This is a genomic window from Thermophilibacter sp., from assembly GCF_966187215.1.
This window is the reverse complement of record NZ_CBIFYV010000054.1, coordinates 1-19,270: the sequence shown is the minus strand read 5'-3', so window position 1 is coordinate 19,270 and position 19,270 is coordinate 1. Positions and strand designations below refer to the sequence as shown.

Below are 19,270 nucleotides of genomic sequence, written 5' to 3'. Positions count from 1 at the left end.
ATCTCGTCTTCAACAGGGAAAGAACAATGAACAAGAAGCAGCGCCGGTGGCGCAACAGGATCGTCGCGGCGATCGCCGTCTTCGCTCTCATCATGGTCGTCGACAAGACCGGGCTTCTCGCCGGCCTCGTGGGCGCGGCGGCCGAGCCCTACGTAGCCTTCGCGCTCTACCTGGTGCCGTTTCTGATCTCGGGCCACGACGTGCTCGCCAAGGCCGCGCGCAACATCCGCCACGGCGAGGCCTTCGACGAGGCGTTCCTCATGTCCGTGGCCACGATCGGCGCCTTCGCCACGATTCTCTTCCCCGACACCGAGTCCCAGGCGGCCGAGGGCTGCGCGGTCATGCTGTTCTACCAGGTGGGCGAGCTCTTCCAGAGCTACGCGGTGGGCAAGAGCCGCACGTCCATCAGCGAGCTGATGGACATCGCGCCCGACTACGCCAACGTCGAGCGCGACGGCGGGCTCGAGGAGGTGGACCCCGAGGAGGTGGCCGTCGGCGACACAATCGTGGTCAAGCCCGGCGAGCGCATCCCCATCGACGGCGAGGTCGTGGACGGCACGAGCCAGCTCGACACCGCGGCGCTCACCGGGGAGTCCGTCCCGCGCCACGTGGAGCCGGGCGCCGCCGTGATCTCGGGCTGCATCAACATGACCGGCGTGCTGCGCGTGCGCACCACCAAGCCGTTCGGCGAGTCCACGGTCAGCCGGATCCTCGAGCTCGTGGAGAACGCCAGCGAGAAGAAGGCGCGCACCGAGAACTTCATCACCCGCTTCGCGCGCGTCTACACGCCGACGGTGGTCTTCGCGGCGCTCGCGCTGGCCGTGCTGCCGCCGCTCGCCGGGCTCGGCCCCTGGCAGCAGTGGGTCATGCGCGGGCTCACGTTCCTCGTGGTCAGCTGCCCGTGCGCCCTGGTGATCAGCGTGCCGCTCAGCTTCTTCGGCGGCATCGGCGGTGCCTCCAAGATCGGCGTGCTCGTCAAGGGCTCCAACTACCTGGAGCTTCTCGCCCACGTGGACACCGTGGTCTTTGACAAGACCGGAACGCTCACCTCGGGCACCTTCAACGTGGTGGCCGTCCACCCCGAGGCCGGCGTGGACCCCGACTACGTGCTCAGCAACGCCGCGTACGCCGAGGCGTTCAGCGACCACCCGATCGCCGTCTCGGTGCGCGCCGCCTACTCCGGCGACATCGACCGGGCGCGCATCGCCGACGTGCGCGAGGAGTCGGGCCACGGCGTCTCGGCGCGCGTGGACGAGCACGTGGTCGTGGTCGGCAACGAGAAGCTCATGGCCGAGCATGGCGCGAGCTGGCACGACTGCGACCTCACCGGCACGATCCTGCACGTGAGCGTGGACGGCCACTATGCCGGCCACATCGTGATCGCCGACGTGGTGAAGGACGACGCCGCCCAGACGATCCGCGACCTGCACGAGGCCGGCGTGAGCCGCTGCGTGATGCTCACCGGCGACCGCGCGGACGTGGCCGAGGCCGTGGGCGCCAAGCTCGGCCTGGACGAGGTGCGCGCGCAGCTGCTGCCCGAGGACAAGGTGCGCGAGGTCGAGCGGCTGCTGGCCGAGGAGGACAGCGGCCACCGCCTCGCCTTCGTGGGCGACGGCATCAACGACGCGCCGGTGCTCATGCGCGCCGACGTGGGCATCGCGATGGGCGCGATGGGCTCCGACGCCGCGATCGAGGCGGCCGACGTGGTGCTGATGGACGACCACCCGTCCAAGATCGCGGCCGCCATGCGCGTGGCGAGAAAGACCATGCGCATCGTGTGGCAGAACATCGTCTTCGCCATCGGCGTGAAGGTGCTCATCCTGGCGCTGGCGGCCGTGGGCGTGGCCAACATGTGGCTCGCCGTCTTCGGCGACGTGGGCGTGGCGATGATCGCGATCGTGAACGCCATGCGCGCGATGCGCGTGGAGCACTAGAGGGGGCGCCGGTCCCTCTCGACGGGCTGGCGGCGCGCCCCGTCAACCTCCCTGCCACAAACCAGCCGCGATTGGGTAGTTGGCTCCTCCCGCGTCCCACGAGGGCCCCCGTTCGGCACGAAGCCCCTGCGACTGGGTGGTATCTTTGATGCCGGAGAGCCGCTCGGCACCCAATCGGTGCCGATTCTTGGCCGAGCCCTTCTCGCCACCAGCGCTTTTGCTGGCGAGAAGGGCGCGGGACATCAAGGATGCCACCCAATCGCGACGGGTTTGCGCGGGGCGCGGCAGGAACCCCACGCCGGGTCCGTTACTCCCCCACCCTGCCGCCGGTGTAGAGCTGCCAGTAGCGGCCGCGCTGCGCCATGAGCTCGTCGTGGCTGCCGCGCTCGATGATGCGGCCCTGCTCCATGACGCAGATGAGGTCGGCGTTCTTCACGGTGGAGAGCCGGTGCGCGATCACGAAGGTGGTGCGCCCCTCCATGAGCGCGTCCATGCCGGCCTGCACGACCTCCTCGGTGCGCGTGTCGATGGAACTCGTCGCCTCGTCCAGGATCAGCGCCGGCGGGTCGGCCACCGCAGCGCGCGCGATGGCCAGAAGCTGGCACTGCCCCTGGCTGAGCGAGCCACCGTCGCCGGAGATCCGGGTCTGGTAGCCCTCGGGCAGGTGTCGGATGAAGCCGTCGGCACCCACCAGGCGCGCGGCGGCCACGCACTCCTCGTCGGTGGCGTCGAGCCGCCCGTAGCGGATGTTCTCCATCACCGTGCCCGTGAAGAGGTGCGTGTCCTGCAGCACGATGCCCAGGCTCCGCCGCAGGTCGCCCTTCCTGATCTTGTTGACGTTGATGCCGTCGTAGCGAATCTTGCCGTCAGCGATGTCGTAGAAGCGGTTGATGAGATTCGTGATCGTGGTCTTGCCAGCACCGGTGGACCCCACGAACGCGATCTTCTGACCGGGATTGGCGTAGAGCGTGATGTCGTGCAGGACGGTCTTCTCGGGCGTGTAGCCAAAGTCCACGTGGTCCATCACGAGCGCGCCGGCCTGTCGCACGTAGGTGACGGTGCCGTCGGCCTGGTGCGGATGCTTCCAGGCCCAGACGCCCGTGCGCTCCTCGCACGGCTCGACGCCCCCGTCGGGCGTCTCGCGCGCGTTCACCAGCTCCACGTAGCCGTGGTCCTCCTCGCTCCTCTCGTCCATCAGCGCAAAGACGCGCTCGGCGCCGGCCGCGGCCATGGTCACGAAGCTCATCTGCTGGCTCACCTGCGTGATGGGCTGCGAGAAGTTGCGGTTGAGCGTCACAAAGCTCACGAGCGCGCCGATGGTGAGGCCGCCCACCCCGCCGAGCGCCATGGCCGCACCCACGGCCACCACGAGCACGTAGGAGAGGTTACCCAGGTTGCCGTTGATGGGCATGATGAGGTTCGCCATGAGGTTCGCGCGCGTGGAGCTCTCGCGCAGCCGGTCGTTGACGGCGCGGAAGTCGGCGCGGGCGGCGTCCTCGTGGCAGAACACCTTGACGACCTTCTGGCCGTCCATCATCTCCTCGATGAAGCCGTCCACCTCGCCCAGGTCGCCCTGCTGACGCGCGAAGTACCGGCCGGAGAGCGCGGAGAACCGGGCCGTCACGAGCACCATGACGCACACCATGACCACCGAGAGCACCGTGAGCGGCACCGACAGCAGGCACATGGAGACGAACGTGGCCACCAGCGAGACGGCGGAGTTCACCAGCTGCGGCAGCGTCTGGCCGTAGAACTGGCGCAGCGTGTCCACGTCATTGGTGTAGACGCTCATGATGTCGCCGTGCGCATGCGTGTCAAAGTAGCCGATCGGCAGGCTCTCCATGTGCTCGAAGGTCTCCACGCGCAGGCGCCGCATGGTGCCCTGGCTGATGGTCACCATGAGGTGGTTGTACGCAAAGGCGGCGACCACGCCCACGGCGAGCACGGCGGCGAGCCCCATGAGGTCGCGCGCGAGGCCCGAGAAGTCCGCGGAGCCGGTTGCGAGCATGGGCTCGATGTAGCCGTCGATGAGCGTCTGCGAGAACAGCACCGAGTAGGCCGTGGCGCCCGCCGAGACGATGACGCACACCACCACGACGGCGAAGAGCGCGCCATAGTGCCTGAGCATGTATCTCAGCGCGCGCACGAGCGCGGCAAACGAGAAGAACCCGCCGGTCGCGGCGGGACGTGCGGTCGGGGTCACGGGCATCCCTATGCCTCCTTTCCCGCGGCGACGGGCGCGTCCGCGGCACCCTCCTGGTCGAAGTCGCCCGAACCCTCGGCCTGCGACTCCGCCACGCTGCGGTAGATGTCGTTTCCGGCGAGCAGCTCCTCGTGCGTGCCCACCGCGTCGATGCGCCCGTCGTCCATGACGACGATGCGGTCCGCGTGCTCCACGCTCGAAACGCGCTGCGCGATGATGATCTTGGTCGTGCCGGGGATGGAGCGCTCGAGGGCGGCGCGGATGCGCGCGTCGGTGGCGGTGTCCACCGCGGAGGTGGAGTCGTCCAGGATGAGCACCTTGGGCCGCTTGAGCAGGGCGCGGGCGATGCACAGGCGCTGCTTCTGCCCTCCCGAGACGTTGGTGCCGCCGCGCTCGATGCGCGTTTCGTAGCCGTCGGGCAGCCGTCCTATGAACTCGTCTGCCGCCGCGGCCCGGCACGCCTCGGCCAGCTCCTCGTCGGTGGCGCGCTCGTTGCCCCAGCGCAGGTTCTCGGCGATGGTGCCGCTGAAGAGCACGTTCTTCTGCAGCACCACGGCCACGTTGTCGCGGAGCGCCTCAAGGTCGTAGGCGCGCACGTCGCGGCCGCCCACGCGCACCGTGCCCGCGCTCGCGTCGTAGAGGCGGCTCACCAGGCTCACGAGGCTCGACTTGCCCGAGCCCGTGCCGCCGATGACGCCGATCGTCTCGCCGGAGCGTATGTGCAGATCGATGTCATGCAGCACGTCCTCGCCCGTGCCGTGCGCGTAGGCAAAGCTCACGTGGTCGAAGTCGATCGAGCCGTCCGCGACCTCGCGCACGGGCTCCGCGGGGTCGGCGATGTCCGGCACCTCGTTCAGCGCCTGCGAGATGCGCCGCGCGCTCGCCATGCTCATCGTCAGCATCACAATCACCATCGAGAGCATCATGAGGCTCATGAGCACCTGCATCACGTAGCTGAACATGCTCGTGAGCTCGCCGGTGGTCATGGAGCCGCCCACCACGAGCTGAGCGCCCAGCCACGAGAGCGCCAGGATGCAGCCGTAGACCGTGAGCATCATGGCAGGGTTGTTGAGCGCCACGAGGGACTCGGCGCGCACGAAGAGGCGGTAGAGCCTATCGGCCGCGCGCCGGAACTTCTCGTTCTCAAACCGCTCGCGCACGAAGGCCTTGACCACGCGGATGGCGCCGACGTTCTCCTGCACGCTCGCGTTGAGGTCGTCGTAGGTGTCGAAGACCCGGGTGAAGAGGCGCGTGGCCCGGCTCATGATGAGGCCGAGCACCGCGGCGAGGAACACGATGGCCACAAGGAACACCGGCGCGAGGTCGCGGCTGATGGTGGCGCAGGCGACGAGGCTCGAGACGAGCATCACGGGCGAGCGCACCGCGATGCGCAGCAGCATCTGCACCGCGTTCTGCAGGTTGGTGACGTCGGTGGTCATGCGCGTCACGAGGCCCGCCGTGCTGAACCTGTCGATGTTGGCAAACGAGTAGGTCTGCACCTTGTCGAAGATGGCCTCGCGCAGGCCGCAGCCGTAGCCCACCGACGCCTTGGCCGAGAAGTACCCGGCCACGAGGCCGAACCCCAGGCTCAGCAGGGCCATGGCCACCATGGCCGCGCCGTAGCGCGCGATGGCGCCGACGTTTCCGGCCTCGACTCCCTCGTCGATGACGCGGGCCATGATGAGCGGCAGAAAGACCTCCATCACGACCTCGCCCACGGTGCCCGCGACGGCGAGCGCCGACTCCCTCCGGTAGCGCCCCAGCGGGGCGGCAAGTGCGCTCATAGACGTACCTCCTCCTGGTCATTGAGAACCACGAGGGAGTATCTCCCGGCACACGCCGTTCCAACGCTTCTGTTTTTCTATTACTGATAGGATTCTGTTATAAGTAAGTGCTTCCTGGAGACAACACGGGGAGAAGAGACGTGAACACGGTTCAGCTCAAGTGCTTCGTCGAGGTGGCCACGCAGCTCTCGTTCTCGCGCGCGGCGGAGGCGCTGCACGTGTCGCAGCCCACGGTGAGCCACCAGATCAAGGCCCTCGAGGACGAGCTCGGCTGCGCGCTGCTCGCGCGGAGCACCCGCAGCGTGCGGCTCACCGACGACGGCTTCGCGTTCCTCGAGTACGCCGGGGACATCCTCGAGCTGTCGGAGCGCGCCAAGCGGCGGCTCGCCCAGCGGCACCGCCCCAGCTCGCGCCAGCTGCGCGTGGGCGTGCACGACGGCCTGGAGGCACAGATGATGGCGTCCACACTGCGGCGGCTGAGCGAGGAGGTCGAGGGGTTCGACCCCGTCGTGCGCATGGCCCCCATGAGCGCGCTGCGCTCGATGCTCGAGAGCGGCTCGGTCGACGTGCTGCTGGAGAGCCGTGACCCGGCGGGCGAGCCGGACGGCGCCTCGGTCTTCCGCCGCCTGGCGGAGTGCCCCGCCGTCTGCGTCTGCGCGCGCGAGAGCCCGCTCGCCGCGCACGAGGCGCTGGCGCTCGGCGACCTGGCCGAGGGCGGGCGCATGGCCGTGGGCGACCCGCACCACTGCGCCGCCGCGATCGTGGACCTGCAGCGCGCTGCGGCCGCGCACCTCGGCGCCGACGCCGTCATGATGGCCTACAACATCGAGATAGCGCTCGCCCTGGCGAGCGCCGGCGTGGCCTTCACCGTACAGGCCGGCGTGCCCGCCATGCAGGTCCCGATGCTGCGCTACGTGCCCGTGGAGGGCCTGCCCGGCGTGACGATCGGCGTCCGCGTGCGGCGCGGCCGCCGCCCCGCCCTTCTCGACCGCTTCATAGCGGTGCTCGGTGAGGAGCTGATGCGCCGGCCCGCGCGCTGAGGGCGGGCGCGGGCTTGCGCGGCGCCTACGCCAGTCGGTCCAGCTTGAGGCGCAGGACGCGGCGCAGCGACTCGTCGAGGCGCCCCTCGGTGAGCTCGCCGGTGGCCACGGCGTCGATGACGCCCTGGTGGGCGGCGTCGAGGTCGGCCGGCATGAGCACCAGGTCCACGCCCGCGAGCAGGGCCTCCACGGCCAGGCGCTCGGTGGGCAGGCTCGAGGTGGCCGCGCCCATCCCCATCGAGTCGGTGATGACCACGCCGTCGTAGCCGAGACCGTCGCGCAGAAGTCCCGTCACCACCTCCGGAGAGACCGAGGCCGGGTCGTCGTCGCCGGTGATCTCCGGCAGGCTGAGATGACCCACCATCACCATCGGCACGCCCGCCTCGATGGCCGACCCAAAGGGGAGAAGCTCCTCGGCGCGCAGCTCGTCGGCGGTCTTCTCGCTGTAGATGCGCGCGTCGTGCGAGTCGCCCAGCGCGCCGCCGATGCCCGGGAAGTGCTTGGCGCAGCAGATGATGCCAGCCTCCGTGAAGCCCCTCACCTGGGCGGCCACCATCGGGCAGACCGCGTCGGCCGTGGAGCCGAAGGCGCGCAGGCCCATCTCGCCGTCCGGGTTGCTCGCGATGTCGGCGTCCGGGGCAAAGTCCACGTTGAAGCCCAGGTAGGTGAGGTAGTCGCCGATGTGGGAGGCCACCTCGCGGGCGTGCTCGGTGTCTCCGGTCGCGCCCACGTCGCGCATGTTGCCCACGTTGTCCACGCCGAAGCCGGGGTTGCCGCCCACGCGCGAGACCGTGCCGCCCTCCTCGTCGACGCCCAGGAAGAGCGGCAGGCCCGTGACCTCCTCGCCGAACGCGGCGGTGTTGGCGAGCATCGAGCGCGTCTGGTCGGCGTCGAGCAGGTTAGCGGCAAAGTAGACGATGCCGCCGACGGGCCGCTCGGCCAGGGCGGCGCGCGTGGCCTCCCCGGCCGCGGTCTGCGTGCCCACGCCGGTCACGGCCTCGGGCCGCACGACGAAGAGCTGCCAGGCCTTCTGCTCGAGCGACAGCGCGGCGATCTTCTCGTCCACCCGCGCCGAGAGCTCGTCGGCGGGCGACGCCGGCTGCTCCTGCGCGGTCTGCTCGGCCACCGTGTCCGTGACCTCGCCGCGGTCGTCATCGGCGGGGGCGGACGAGCCCGGCGCGCAGCCGGCCAGCGCGAGCGCCGCGCCCGTCCCGGCCGCGAGAAGCGCCTCGCGGCGGCTCAGGTTCCTCGTGTCGTGCATCGGTCCTCCTCGTCGGGCCGGTGGCCTTGTCAGTCGCGGGCGAGACGGTCCTCGATGAGCCCGGCGAGCACGTCGCCGAGGTCGCGTCCGGCCACGCGCATCATCTGCGGGAAGCGGGAGTAGACGGTGAGGCCCGGCATCGTGTTGACCTCGTTGAAGACGACCTCGCCCTCCGGCGTGACGAAGAGGTCCACGCGCGCGAGGCCCTCGCAGCCGAGCGCCTCGTAGACCGCCGTGCCGGCCGCGCGCACGCGCTCGAGCACGTCGTCGGGCAGCTCGGCGGGGCAGCGCAGCTGGGTGTTGGCCGTCGGGTCCTTCTCGAGGTGGATGGCGAACATGCCGGACGCGCCGACCACGATCTCGTCCACGGCGCCCATGCGCGTGCCGCGCACGGCGTCGCCGGTGACCGCGCAGCCCACCTCCACGCCGGTGATGGCCTCCTCCACCGCGACCTTCTCGTCAAGGGCGAGCGCCGTCTCCAGGGCGGCGTCGAAGGAGGCGTCGTCGGCGGCGCGCGCCACGCCGATGGACGAGCCGCCGCGCGCGGGCTTCACGAAGACGGGATAGCCGCCGACCTCGTCCACGGCCGCGCGACCGGCGCCGGCGGGCGCGCCGCGGCGGACCACGGCGCAGCGCGGGGAGCGCACGCCCGACGCGGCGGCCAGGCGGTGCGCCGCGTCCTTGTCCATGCAGACGGCCGACGCCATGACGCCGCAGCCCACGTACGGCACGCCCGCGAGCTCGAGCGCGCCCTGGACCGTGCCGTCCTCGCCGCCCTGACCGTGCAGGACGGGCAGCGCGACGTCAACCGCGAGTGGACGCGCGTCGCCGCCGCCCAGCGCCACAAGGCCCGAGCCCGGCACGGGCGCCGCGGGCGCGGGCTTTGCCGGAGCCTCCCAGGCAGGGTCGCAGGGATCGGTGCCCGGCGGGCACACGAGCCAGCGGCCCTCGCGCGTGATGCCAACGAGCACCAGCTCAAAGCGGTCGCCGAGCGCCGCGATCACGTTCTGCGCCGACCGGCACGAGATGTCGTGCTCGGTGGAGGTGCCACCAAAGAGAAGCGCCACGCGCGTCATGTGCGTCCTTTCGTCCGGGTCCCTGGGTGCACCATTATAGGGACGCGCGCGGACGGGGGCGCCGCGCTTCTCGGCGGCGCCGCCAAATCGCCGGAAGTAGGCGGGTCCTTCTCGCCCGCGCGCTGGAATCGCCGGAAGTCTGTTGCCGCAGCCGCAGACTTCCGGCGTTTTCTGAGCGCCGCGTTGCAAAACCCACAGACTTCCGCCCGTTTGCAAGCGCCGAGGCGGGCGAGAAGGGCCGAGCCGCCGCTACGCCTCCGGGTAGCGCGGCGGGACGAGGCCGGCGCGCTCGAGGGCGGCCACGACCGGCACCACGACCAAGAGCTGCAGCACGATGCCCGGCGCGCCGGTCACGAAGTAGCCCGTCGCCCACGCGGCGAGCGAGTACGAGCCCGCGGAGAAGATCAGCGCCTGCAGCGCGCCGCCCACCAGGCGGCCCACCAGCATCGCGCCGACGAGCGAGACGTACAGGTCGAGCGCCAGCCGCCCGGTGCGCCCGCGCGACGCCAGCAGGCCGGACACGAGGCCGTAGACCACCAGCTCGCAGGTCATCGACGGCAGGATCGGCGCCGCGGGCATGCCCGTGAGCAGGCTCGAGAGCACGGGCGCCAGAAGGCCCGCGGCGGCACCCGGCACCGCGCCGGCCGTGAGGCCGCAGATCAGCACCGGGATGTGCATCGGCAGCCAGATACCGCCGGCGTTGGGGATCGCGTGGAACGCCATCGGCAGCACGATGCCGAGCGCGGCGCACACGGCGGCGACGGTGACCTTCTTGACGGGGCTCATGGTGCTCACGAGCGTCTCCCTCCCTTGGGACGGGGCGGCGCGGGCGGCCCGTCCAGGCGATACCCGCGCGCCTCCATGGCGAGCGCGAGCTCGTCGGCGCGGCGGAAGGCCGCGACGAATATCGGGACGAGCAGGCGCACATAACTGACGGCGCGTCGCATAATACCACGCGTGGCGACGCTACCGCAACGTAGCTGCTGCGCCCGGATGAGCTGACGGCTCTCCCGCAGCAGCGTGGGCACAAACTGCACGGTCACGCCCACCGCGAGCGCGGCGACCTCGGTTCGCACGCCCAGCCGCGCGAGCGGGGCGAGAAGCGCGCGCACCCCGTCCACGAGCTCCTGCGGGCGGGTCGTCGCGGTGAGCAGGGTGCCGAGCACCACCACGAGCGCCGTCCGCACGACCACGCCCGCGCCGCGTGCCAGCCCCTCGGCCGAGACGCCCACGGGTCCCAGCGAGACGAGCGCCTCTCCCCCGCCGAACAGCGCGTTCAGCGCGAGCACCGTGAGCAGGAACCACCTGAGCCCCCAGACGGAGCGCGCGGCGACGCGCCACCCCACACGCGAGACGGCCGCGAGCGCCGCGACGAGCGCGCACGCGAGCCCCAGCGCGAGGGGCCCGTCGGCCGCGACCACGAGCACGACGCAGGCGAGAAGCCCCGCGAGCTTGGCCGCCGCCGGCGCGCGGTGCAGCGCCGAGTCCGCCCAGACGTATCCCGCCGGCGCCCTCACGACGCCCTCACCGCGAGGATGGCGGCCGCGAGCTCGTCGGCCGTGAGCGGCGCTCCCGGCACGGCCAGGCCGCCGGCGCGGAGGGCGTCGGCGGCCCGGGCGGCGCAGCAGGGCTCCAGGCCGTGCGCGCGCATGAGCGGTGCGTCGCCGAGAAGCTCGCGCGCGGGCCCGTCGAGCGTCACGCGGCCCTCCTCCAGAACGACCAGCCGCCCGGCGACCTCGGCGGCGGCGTTGGCGTCATGGGTGGCCACGACGACCGCGGCCCCGTCGGCCGCGGCCGTGCGCACGGCCCCCAGGCAGGCGGCGCGCGAGCGCGGGTCGAGGCCGGCCGTGGGCTCGTCGAGCAAGAGCAGGCGCGGCCGCGCGGCGAGCACCGAGGCCAGCGCCACGCGCCGCCGCTGCCCGCCCGACAGCGAGAAGGGCGAGCGAGCGCCCAGCTCGTCCAGGTCGAGCCCGAGCGTCGCGAGCGCCTCGCCGGCGGCCGCCCGCGCCTCGGCGTCGGAGGCGCCGCGCGCCCGCAGCGCGAACGTCACCTCCCGCTCGACCGTCGGCTCGAAGAACTGCCGCTCGGGCAGCTGGAGGACGAGCCCCGCCGCCGCGGCAAGCCGCTCGGCGCCCGCGCCGCGCGCGGCGTCCGCGCCGTCGACGAGCACGCGCCCCGCCTCCGGGCGCCGCGCGCCGGCCATGATCTCGAGCAGGGTGGACTTTCCCGAGCCCGTGCGTCCCATGAGCGCCGTCACCCCCGGCGCCGCCCCGAGCGACACGTCCGCGAGCGCGCGCACCGGCCCGCCCGCGGCGCCGGCGTAGGTCACGCAGACGCCCTCGAGCGCCAGCCGCGCGCCGCCGGCCGCGGCCTTCTCCCCGCCACGCGCCTCAGCGCCCCGGGGCTTCTCGCCACGCCTCAGCCGCACAGCGCGCTCACCAGCCCCCCGGTCGTGACCGGGCACGGCCCCGCGACCGCGCCCGCCCGCTCGAGCGCGCGCCAGACGAGCACGGCGAGCGGCGGCTCGAGGCCGGCCTCGGCGAGCAGGGCGTCGTCGGTCAGGACCTCGCCCGGCGCGGCGCACGCCAGCACGCGGCCGGAGCCCATCACCGCCACGCGGTCCGCCCGCGCCGCGAGCTCCATGTCGTGCGTGATCCAGATGACGGTGCAGCCGCGCTCGCGGCGCGCGCGGCCCACGGCGCGGGCCAGCTCGTCGCGCCCCTGGGGGTCGATCATCGACGTGGCCTCGTCGAGCACGATCACGTCGGGCTCGCAGGCGAGCACCGCCGCGAGCGCGACGCGCTGCTGCTGCCCGCCGGAGAGCTCGTGCGCGTCGCGCCGCTCGAAGCCGGCGAGCCCCACCGCGGCGAGCGCGCGCGACGCGGCCGCCGCGGCCTCGGTCTCGCTCGCGCCGAAGTTGCGCGGGCCGAACGCCACGTCCTCCCCCACCACGCTGCTGACCAGCTGGTTCTCAGGGTTCTGGAAGACCATGCCGCACGCGCGGCGCAGCTCCCAGACGCGCGACGGGTCCGCGGCGTCGATGCCGGCCACGGTGAGCGAGCCCTTCTGCAGGCCGATGAGCGCGTCGAGGTGGCGCGCCAGCGTGGTCTTGCCCGAGCCGTTCTCGCCCACCACGGCCACGAGCTCGCCGCGCGCCACGTCGAGGTCGACGCCGCGCAGGTCGTCGCGGCCGGGGACGTAGGCGTGGGTCACGCCGCGCGCCGTCACCGCCGGCGCGCCCGCCGCGCGGCTCTCGGCCCCCTCGTCCTTCTCGCCCATCCGTCCCCTCCCCTCGCCGGAGCTTTGTTGACAGAGCGTTGCCTATTCTAGCGGTCCCCCGCCGGCGACGCGCGGGGCCGAGTATGTCGAGAATCGACAAAACCGGCCCTCCGAGAGCTCCGTTTGTCGATTCTCGACATGCTCAAGCAACCTGAAAGCCGTTTGGTGGCGGATCCGGAGGCATCGGATGGGGCTGGCGGCGTCGAGTGGGGACCGGCGACGAGAAGCGCGCGGCCTACGCGACGTCCCAGTCCGCGAAGCCCTCGAGGAACCGCTCGGCCACCGGCGAGAGGCGCCGCCCGCGCTCCCGCACGAGCGTGAGGCGCGTCACGAGCCCCGGGCACGCCACACGCTTGCAGGTCACGGCCGTCGCGTTCACGGTCTCCAGCATCCCCTCGGGGACCAGGCCCACCCCCATGCCGCGCCGGGCCCAGGTGCAGGTGGTGCGCGAGTCGTCGTTCATGCAGGCCACGGCGAGCTCGCAGGAGGCGCGCTCGAACTCCTCCGCCACGAGCGCCTCGTAGCGCCGGTACATCACGATCGGCACCCCGGAGAGCTCCTCCAGCGTCACCTCGTCGGGCCGCGCGCCGACCGTCAGCGACGCGGGCATCACGGCGACCATGGGCTCCGGCGCGCCGTAGCGGCACTCCAGGCCGCCCGCCTCGAACGGCGTGCGCACGAAGCCGAGCTCGACCACGCCCTTGTTGAGAAGGTCGATGACCTCGAAGGTGTTGCCCTCACGCACGTCGAAGCGGACGCGCGGGTAGTCGCCCACGAACTCCCGCATGAACGGCGCCGGAATCTGCCCGCTGCTCGACGACACGAGCCCCAGCGAGAGCGTCCCCGACGCGCCCGCGCCGAAGCTGCGCACCTCGCGCTCCATCGCCGAGGTCATCTCGAGCACCTCGAGCGCGCGGCGGTACAGCAGCCGCCCCGCGTCGGTGAGCTCGGCGCCGCGCGGGCCGCGCGCGACCAGCCTCACGCCCAGCTCGCGCTCCATCGCGGCGAGCTCGTGCGAGAGGGGCGGCTGCGTGATGCCGAGCCGCCGCGCCGCCGCCGTTATCTGCCGCTCCTCGGCTATCGCCACGAAGTAGCGCATCTGCCTCGTGTTCACGTGTCCCTCCTCCACGTGTCCCTCCTCCGCATGGGTCCGGCGTGCCACCGGGGAGCGCCCCGACCGCGCGCCCAGCCCCAGCCATACACAAAACATATATCGGCCGCCACAAAAGAGCATTTTACGCATCTTCGCGCACGCTCTAGGATGGAGGGGCCGGCGCGTGGCCGCCGGCTCGCCGCGTTCCGGAGGACCGCATGTTCAAGCTCAGGAGATACCTCGCGGGGCACTACGCCCAGTGCGTGCTCGCGCCGCTGTTCAAGGGGCTCGAGGCGCTGCTGCAGCTGCTCGTCCCGCTCGTGATGGCCCAGGTCATCGACACCGGCATCGCCCGGCGCGACGCCGGCTTCGTGCTCGCCCACGGGGCGCTCCTGCTGGTCATGGGCGTGCTCGCGTGGGTCGTCGCGGTCACGGCGCAGTACTTCTGCTCCAAGCTCGCCGCCGCCTTCGGCACGGCGGTGCGCGACGACCTCTTCGCCCACGTGCTCACCCTCTCGCGCGAGGACGTGGAGCGCATCGGCCGCTCGAGCCTGGTCACGCGCCTCACCAACGACACCCAGCAGGTCCAGGACGGCCTCAACATGTTCTTCAGGCTAATCCTGCGCTCGCCGTTCGTGACGTTCGGCACCGTGGTCGCCGCCTTCGCGGTTGACGGCGTGGAGGGTGCCGCGCTTCTCGCGGCCGTCATCGTCTCGGGCGCCATCGTGCTCGGCTTCATGCGCCTCACCACCGAGCGCTACCACGCCATCCAGCGCGGCCTCGACGAGGTCCAGCTGCGCGTCTCCGAGAACCTCGAGGGCGTCCGCGTACTGCGCGCCTTCCGCCGCGAGGGGGCCGAGCGCGCCGACTTCGCGCGCGCCGCCGGCGACGTCCGCGACCGCCAGGTCTCGACCGGCGACCTCTCGGCCCTGGTGAACCCGCTCACCTACGTGTCCATCAACTGCGGCCTCATCGCGCTTCTGTGGCTCGGCGGGGCGCAGGTCAACGTGGGGCACCTCACCCAGGGCCAGCTCGTGGCCCTCGTGAGCTACGTGAGCCAGGCGCTCGTGGAGCTGCTCAAGCTCACCAACCTCATCGTGCTGCTCTCCAAGGCCTCGGCCTGCGCGCGCCGCGTCAACGAGGTCTTCGACACCGCCCCCTCGATGGCCGACGGCACGCGCGAGGCCCGCCTCGAGCCGGGCGCGCCCGCCGTGGCCTTCGACGACGTGAGCTTCACCTACCCGGACGGCGCCGCGCCCGCCCTCAGCCACGTGAGCTTCTCCCTCCCCGCCGGCTCCACGCTCGGCGTCATCGGCGGCACCGGCTCGGGCAAGTCCACGCTGGCGAGCCTCGTCATGCGCTTCTACGACGCCACCTCCGGCACCGTGCGCGTGGGCGGCTCGGACGTGCGCGACCTCACGCGCTCGAGCCTGCGCCGGCGCGTCTCGCTCGTGGAGCAGGGCGCCACGCTCTTCTCGGGCACCGTGGAGTCCAACCTGCGCTGGGGCGGCCCGGACGCGGGCGAGAGTGACCTCGAGGCCGCGCTGTCCACCGCGCAGGCCGCCGGGGTGGTGGCCGGCAAGGGCGGGCTCGACGCGCCCGTGGAGCAGTTCGGGCGCAACTTCTCGGGCGGCCAGCGCCAAAGGCTCACCATCGCCCGCACGCTCGCTCGCAGGCCCGACGTGCTCGTGCTCGACGACGCCTCCTCGGCGCTCGACTTCGCCACCGACGCCGCGCTGCGCCGCGCGCTCGCCCACGACCGCTCCGGCGCCGCCGTCATAACGATCTCGCAGCGCGTGACCTCCGTGCGCCACGCCGACCAGATCCTCGTGCTCGACGGCGGGCGGCAGGTGGGGCTCGGCACCCACGAGGAGCTTCTCGCAAGCTGCCCGGTCTACCAGGAGATCTGCGCCTCACAGCTGACCGACGAGGAGGTGGCGCGATGAGCGAGAGGGACGCGCGGCGCCCGCGCGGCGCCGACGGCACGATCCGTCGCATGCTGGGGCTCTTCTCGGCGGAGCGCGGCCGGCTCGCGCTGGCGGGCGCGCTCGCGGTGGCCGTGGTGGTGGGCACGCTCGCGCTGCCGGTGCTCTCGGGACGCGCGGTGGACTGCGTGGTGGGTCCGGGCCAGGTGGACTTCGCCGGGCTGCGCTCAGCGCTCGGCCTGATCGCCGCCGCGCTCGCGGCGACCGCCGTCGCGCAGTGGGCGCTCACGGCCGTGACCAACCGCCTGGCCTTCTCGGCCGTGCTCGACCTGCGCCGGCGCGCGTTCGACCACCTGCAGGAGCTGCCGCTCTCCTACCTTGACTCCCACGGCCACGGCGACGTGGCGGCGCGCATCGTGACCGACGCCGACATGCTGGGCAACGGCCTGCTCATGGCCTTCCAGCAGCTGCCCGTGGGCCTGTTCACGATCGTGGTGACGCTCGTCTTCATGTTCGCGCTCAACCCGGCGATCGCCGCCGTGGTGGCGCTGCTCACGCCGGTCTCGATCTTCACAGCGCGCTTCATCGCCACGCGCAGCGCGCGGCACTTCTCGGGGCAGACGCGCCTGCGCGGCGAGCTCACGGCCTACGTGGAGGAGATGGTCGGCGGCCTCAGCGCCGTCGAGACCTTCGAGACGCAGGACGCGGTGCACGCGCGCTTCGCCGAGACGGACCGGGCGCTCGGCGAGGAGAGCTTCAAGGCCGTGTTCTTCTCGTCGCTGGTCAACCCCACCACGCGCTTCGCCAACGCCCTGGTCTACGCGGCCATCGGCATCTTCGGGGCGTTCGTGGCCATGGGCGGCGGCATCACGGTGGGCGGGCTCTCGGCGTTTCTGGGCTACGCCGACCAGTACGCCAAGCCGTTCAACGACATCTCCGGCGTGGCCACCGAGCTGCAGAACTCCGTGGCGTGCGCGCGGCGGCTCTTCTCGCTGATCGACGAGCCGGCCGAGGAGCCCGACGCCGCGGACGCGGCCGTGCTGGGCGAGCCGCGCGGCGAGGTGACGCTCGACCACGTGCGGTTTGGCTACGACCCGGCGCGCCCGGTGCTCACCGACGTGGACCTGGCCGTGCGGCCGGGCCAGCGCATCGCGCTGGTGGGCGAGACGGGCTGCGGCAAGACCACCCTCATCAACCTGCTCATGCGCTTCTACGACGTGGACGGGGGATCTGTGGCCGTGGACGGGCGCGACGTGCGCGCCTGGACGCGCGCGAGCCTGCGCGGCGCGTGGGGCATGGTGCTCCAGGACACGTGGATGCGGCGCGCCACCGTGCGCGACAACGTGGCGATGGGCCGGCCGGACGCCACGCTCGAGGAGGTGCGCGCCGCGTGCCGCGAGGCCTACGCGGACGACTTCGTGACGCAGCTGCCGGCCGGCTACGACACGGTGCTCGACGGCTCGGCGTCGCTGTCGGCGGGGCAGCGGCAGCTGCTGTGCATCGCGCGCGTGATGCTGGCGCGGCCGTCGATGCTGATCCTCGACGAGGCCACGTCCAACATCGACACGCGCACCGAGCTTCTGGTCCAGCGCGCGCTGGCCCGCCTGATGGAGGGGCGGACGAGCTTCGTGGTGGCGCACCGGCTCTCGACCGTGCGCGACGCCGACCTCATCTGCGTGGTGGCCGACGGGCGGATCGCGGAGCGCGGCACCCACGAGGAGCTTCTCGCCGCCGGCGGGCGCTACCGCGCGATCTACGAGGCCCAGTTCGCCCCAACGGAATAGCGGGGGCGCGGGGACGTGGTGCGGCCGCGACCCGCGCGCCCTTCTCGCCCGCATGCCCTTCTTGCCCGCGCGCCCGCGCCTTCCCCAGCCATGCACATGCGTCAAGTTGCTGCATGTGCATCAAAGCACACCTCTCCGACGTGCTTCTCGCCCTCTCTCGCACATGCACTTGCGTCTACTTGACGCAAGTGCATCGCGTCGGAGCCCGCATCATCCGCTCCCCCTCGTACACATACGTCAAGTTGACGCATGTGCATCGTTTCGGAAGGGCGGGTTCTCGCAGCGTCCCCTACACATGCGTCGGATCGCTGCATGTGCATCACCCGCCAAGCGGACCAGTCGCCCCCGACCACTCACATGCGTCAAGTCAGCGCAAGTGCATGGCCCTCAAGCGAGAAGACCCACTCACTTCATGACCAATCCGTACACATGCGTCAACCCGCTGCGAGTGCATCGCGGTCACAGCGGACGCGGGCCTCCGCGAGCGGCACATTTTTGGCCGCGGCCGGAAGCCCGTCACACAGCCCGCACACTCCTCTCCTACGACGCCCCGTCTACCTGCGGAAAGCATCCCCGAAAGCCTCGTGCAAGCCAGCTGTCAGACAGGCGCCGCGCGTTTCTCCTACCATGCCGGGCACCGCAGGGAACGCGACGGAAGGGGTCACATGACGACAACGCAGACGGAGCTGATTCTGGCGGATGACACCGCCGCCCGCGTGCTCGCGACCGTCCGGCGCGGGCTCCTGTCGGTAGAGCCCACCGACCTGCACGTGATCGCGCCCGAGGCGTGCGCCCACACCGCAGAGGACATCCGGGAGCGAGACCTCTCGCCCATCCTGCGCGCGGGCGCCCTCGACGACGGGCCGCTGCACATCTTCGTGACCGACCGTGGCCTGCGCGCGCCGTCGCGCGGCATCGTCCGACACCTCATGCGGCCAGACCTGCCCGAGGGCTCGCTGCTGCGCGTGGCTCCCGGCATCGTGTGCCCGTCCTGGGAGCAGCAGCTCGTCCGCAGCTGCGCGCGGGCACGGGGCCTGTCGGAGTGCATCATGCTCGCCATGGAGCTCTGCGGCACCTACGTGCACCAAATCCTCGGGCACCGCGAGCTGCCCATCGAGACCGACCTCGCGCGCGTCACGAGCAGGGCCGCGACGGGCGTCTACCTCGAGCGCGCGAGGGGGATGCGCGGCGTCAAGCGCGCCCGCGAGGCGCTGCGCTGGGCCCTCGACAACGCCAACTCCCCAGCCGAGGCGGCGCTCGGCTGCATGCAGCACCTCCCGCCGCGACTCGGAGGGCTCGGCTACCCGAGCCCGACTCTCAACGAGCGCCTTGAGGTGCCGCGCCGCAAGCGCCATCTCACGCGCTCCGATCATTACCTCCCCGACATCTTCTGGCTCATGTTCCTGCTCGACCTCGAGTACGACAGCGACGAGTGGCACCTCGCGCCGCGACAAGTCAAACATGACAAGGGGCGACTCAACGACATCCAGGCGCTGGACGTGCACGTGATGCCGGTCACGAGCGACATGCTCAATCACTTCGACGAGTTCGAGCTGCTCGAACGGCAGGTGGGCGAGCACATGGCCGAGTTTCTCGGCGAGCCCATGGTCCGGCACCTGAGGCTGCTCCGAGACGAGAAGTACGTGGCGCTGCGGAAGCAACGCCTCTACGAGCTGCTCCCGCCGTACCGCATCGCGTAGCCGGGCGGGACGCACGGACCAGCTGCGACGACGCACATGCGTCAAGTTGCCGCAAGTGTGGGACACCGGTAGCCGATCCTCCCCGCGACGGCCGTACACATGCGTCTATTCGCCGCAAGTGCATCGGGACGGGACGGTTTTCTCTCGTCTCTGGCGTGGACTTCCGTCCAATTGAAGCAAACGTACCCCGC

At 71.7% G+C, this 19,270-nt stretch carries 14 protein-coding genes; 5 read left to right on the top strand and 9 right to left on the bottom strand.

The window, feature by feature from the left end; genetic code table 11:
* Positions 1 to 26 precede the first annotated feature (26 nt).
* Positions 27 to 1,934, top strand: coding sequence for a heavy metal translocating P-type ATPase (locus ACWTSU_RS04685; RefSeq protein WP_455138718.1), 1,908 nt, complete (start codon positions 27 to 29; stop codon positions 1,932 to 1,934).
* 307 nt (positions 1,935 to 2,241) lie between these two features.
* On the opposite strand, the gene ACWTSU_RS04680 is transcribed toward ACWTSU_RS04685, so the two are convergent.
* Positions 2,242 to 4,143: an ABC transporter ATP-binding protein gene (locus ACWTSU_RS04680; RefSeq protein WP_455138717.1), complete on the bottom strand. Its 1,902-nt coding sequence runs from the start codon at positions 4,141 to 4,143 to the stop codon at positions 2,242 to 2,244.
* Between the two features lie 2 nt (positions 4,144 to 4,145).
* Positions 4,146 to 5,921: an ABC transporter ATP-binding protein gene (locus ACWTSU_RS04675; protein WP_455138716.1), complete on the bottom strand. Its 1,776-nt coding sequence runs from the start codon at positions 5,919 to 5,921 to the stop codon at positions 4,146 to 4,148.
* 140 nt (positions 5,922 to 6,061) lie between these two features.
* Here ACWTSU_RS04675 and ACWTSU_RS04670 point away from each other — a divergent pair, with 140 nt between their 5' ends.
* Entirely contained in the window at positions 6,062 to 6,961 is a 900-nt protein-coding gene (locus ACWTSU_RS04670; protein ID WP_455138715.1) for a LysR family transcriptional regulator, read from the top strand.
* Positions 6,962 to 6,986: 25 nt separating this feature from the next.
* On the opposite strand, the gene ACWTSU_RS04665 is transcribed toward ACWTSU_RS04670, so the two are convergent.
* From ACWTSU_RS04665 to ACWTSU_RS04635, 7 genes are all read right to left on the bottom strand, one after another.
* Positions 6,987 to 8,222, bottom strand: a complete 1,236-nt coding sequence (locus ACWTSU_RS04665; RefSeq protein ID WP_455138714.1) for a glycoside hydrolase family 3 protein — start codon at positions 8,220 to 8,222, stop codon at positions 6,987 to 6,989.
* Positions 8,223 to 8,251: 29 nt separating this feature from the next.
* Positions 8,252 to 9,298: a D-alanine--D-alanine ligase family protein gene (locus tag ACWTSU_RS04660; protein ID WP_455138713.1), complete on the bottom strand. Its 1,047-nt coding sequence runs from the start codon at positions 9,296 to 9,298 to the stop codon at positions 8,252 to 8,254.
* Between the two features lie 249 nt (positions 9,299 to 9,547).
* Positions 9,548 to 10,084 (bottom strand): ECF transporter S component, encoded by a 537-nt coding sequence (locus ACWTSU_RS04655; protein ID WP_455138727.1) that lies wholly within the window; start codon positions 10,082 to 10,084, stop codon positions 9,548 to 9,550.
* A gap of 5 nt (positions 10,085 to 10,089) precedes the next feature.
* On the bottom strand, positions 10,090 to 10,815 hold the full coding sequence (locus tag ACWTSU_RS04650) for an energy-coupling factor transporter transmembrane component T family protein (RefSeq protein WP_455138712.1): 726 nt from the start codon (positions 10,813 to 10,815) through the stop codon (positions 10,090 to 10,092).
* The gene (locus ACWTSU_RS04645; RefSeq protein WP_455138711.1) at positions 10,812 to 11,726 is read right to left on the bottom strand and encodes an ATP-binding cassette domain-containing protein; all 915 of its coding nucleotides are present in this window, start codon (positions 11,724 to 11,726) and stop codon (positions 10,812 to 10,814) included. Before ACWTSU_RS04645 ends, ACWTSU_RS04650 begins: the two co-directional genes overlap by 4 nt.
* Positions 11,717 to 12,577, bottom strand: coding sequence for an ATP-binding cassette domain-containing protein (locus tag ACWTSU_RS04640; protein WP_455138710.1), 861 nt, complete (start codon positions 12,575 to 12,577; stop codon positions 11,717 to 11,719). Before ACWTSU_RS04640 ends, ACWTSU_RS04645 begins: the two co-directional genes overlap by 10 nt.
* Before the next feature lie 235 nt (positions 12,578 to 12,812).
* Positions 12,813 to 13,691, bottom strand: a complete 879-nt coding sequence (locus tag ACWTSU_RS04635) for a LysR family transcriptional regulator (RefSeq protein ID WP_455138709.1) — start codon at positions 13,689 to 13,691, stop codon at positions 12,813 to 12,815.
* A gap of 197 nt (positions 13,692 to 13,888) precedes the next feature.
* Here ACWTSU_RS04635 and ACWTSU_RS04630 point away from each other — a divergent pair, with 197 nt between their 5' ends.
* The 3 genes from ACWTSU_RS04630 to ACWTSU_RS04620 all read left to right on the top strand — a co-directional run bounded on the left by ACWTSU_RS04630 (position 13,889) and on the right by ACWTSU_RS04620 (position 19,079).
* A complete protein-coding gene (locus tag ACWTSU_RS04630; RefSeq protein ID WP_455138708.1) occupies positions 13,889 to 15,616 on the top strand; it encodes an ABC transporter ATP-binding protein in 1,728 nt (575 codons plus the stop codon).
* On the top strand, positions 15,613 to 17,379 hold the full coding sequence (locus ACWTSU_RS04625) for an ABC transporter ATP-binding protein (RefSeq protein WP_455138707.1): 1,767 nt from the start codon (positions 15,613 to 15,615) through the stop codon (positions 17,377 to 17,379). Before ACWTSU_RS04630 ends, ACWTSU_RS04625 begins: the two co-directional genes overlap by 4 nt.
* A gap of 665 nt (positions 17,380 to 18,044) precedes the next feature.
* Positions 18,045 to 19,079: a hypothetical protein gene (locus tag ACWTSU_RS04620; protein ID WP_455138706.1), complete on the top strand. Its 1,035-nt coding sequence runs from the start codon at positions 18,045 to 18,047 to the stop codon at positions 19,077 to 19,079.
* The last annotated feature ends 191 nt before the right edge of the window (positions 19,080 to 19,270 follow it).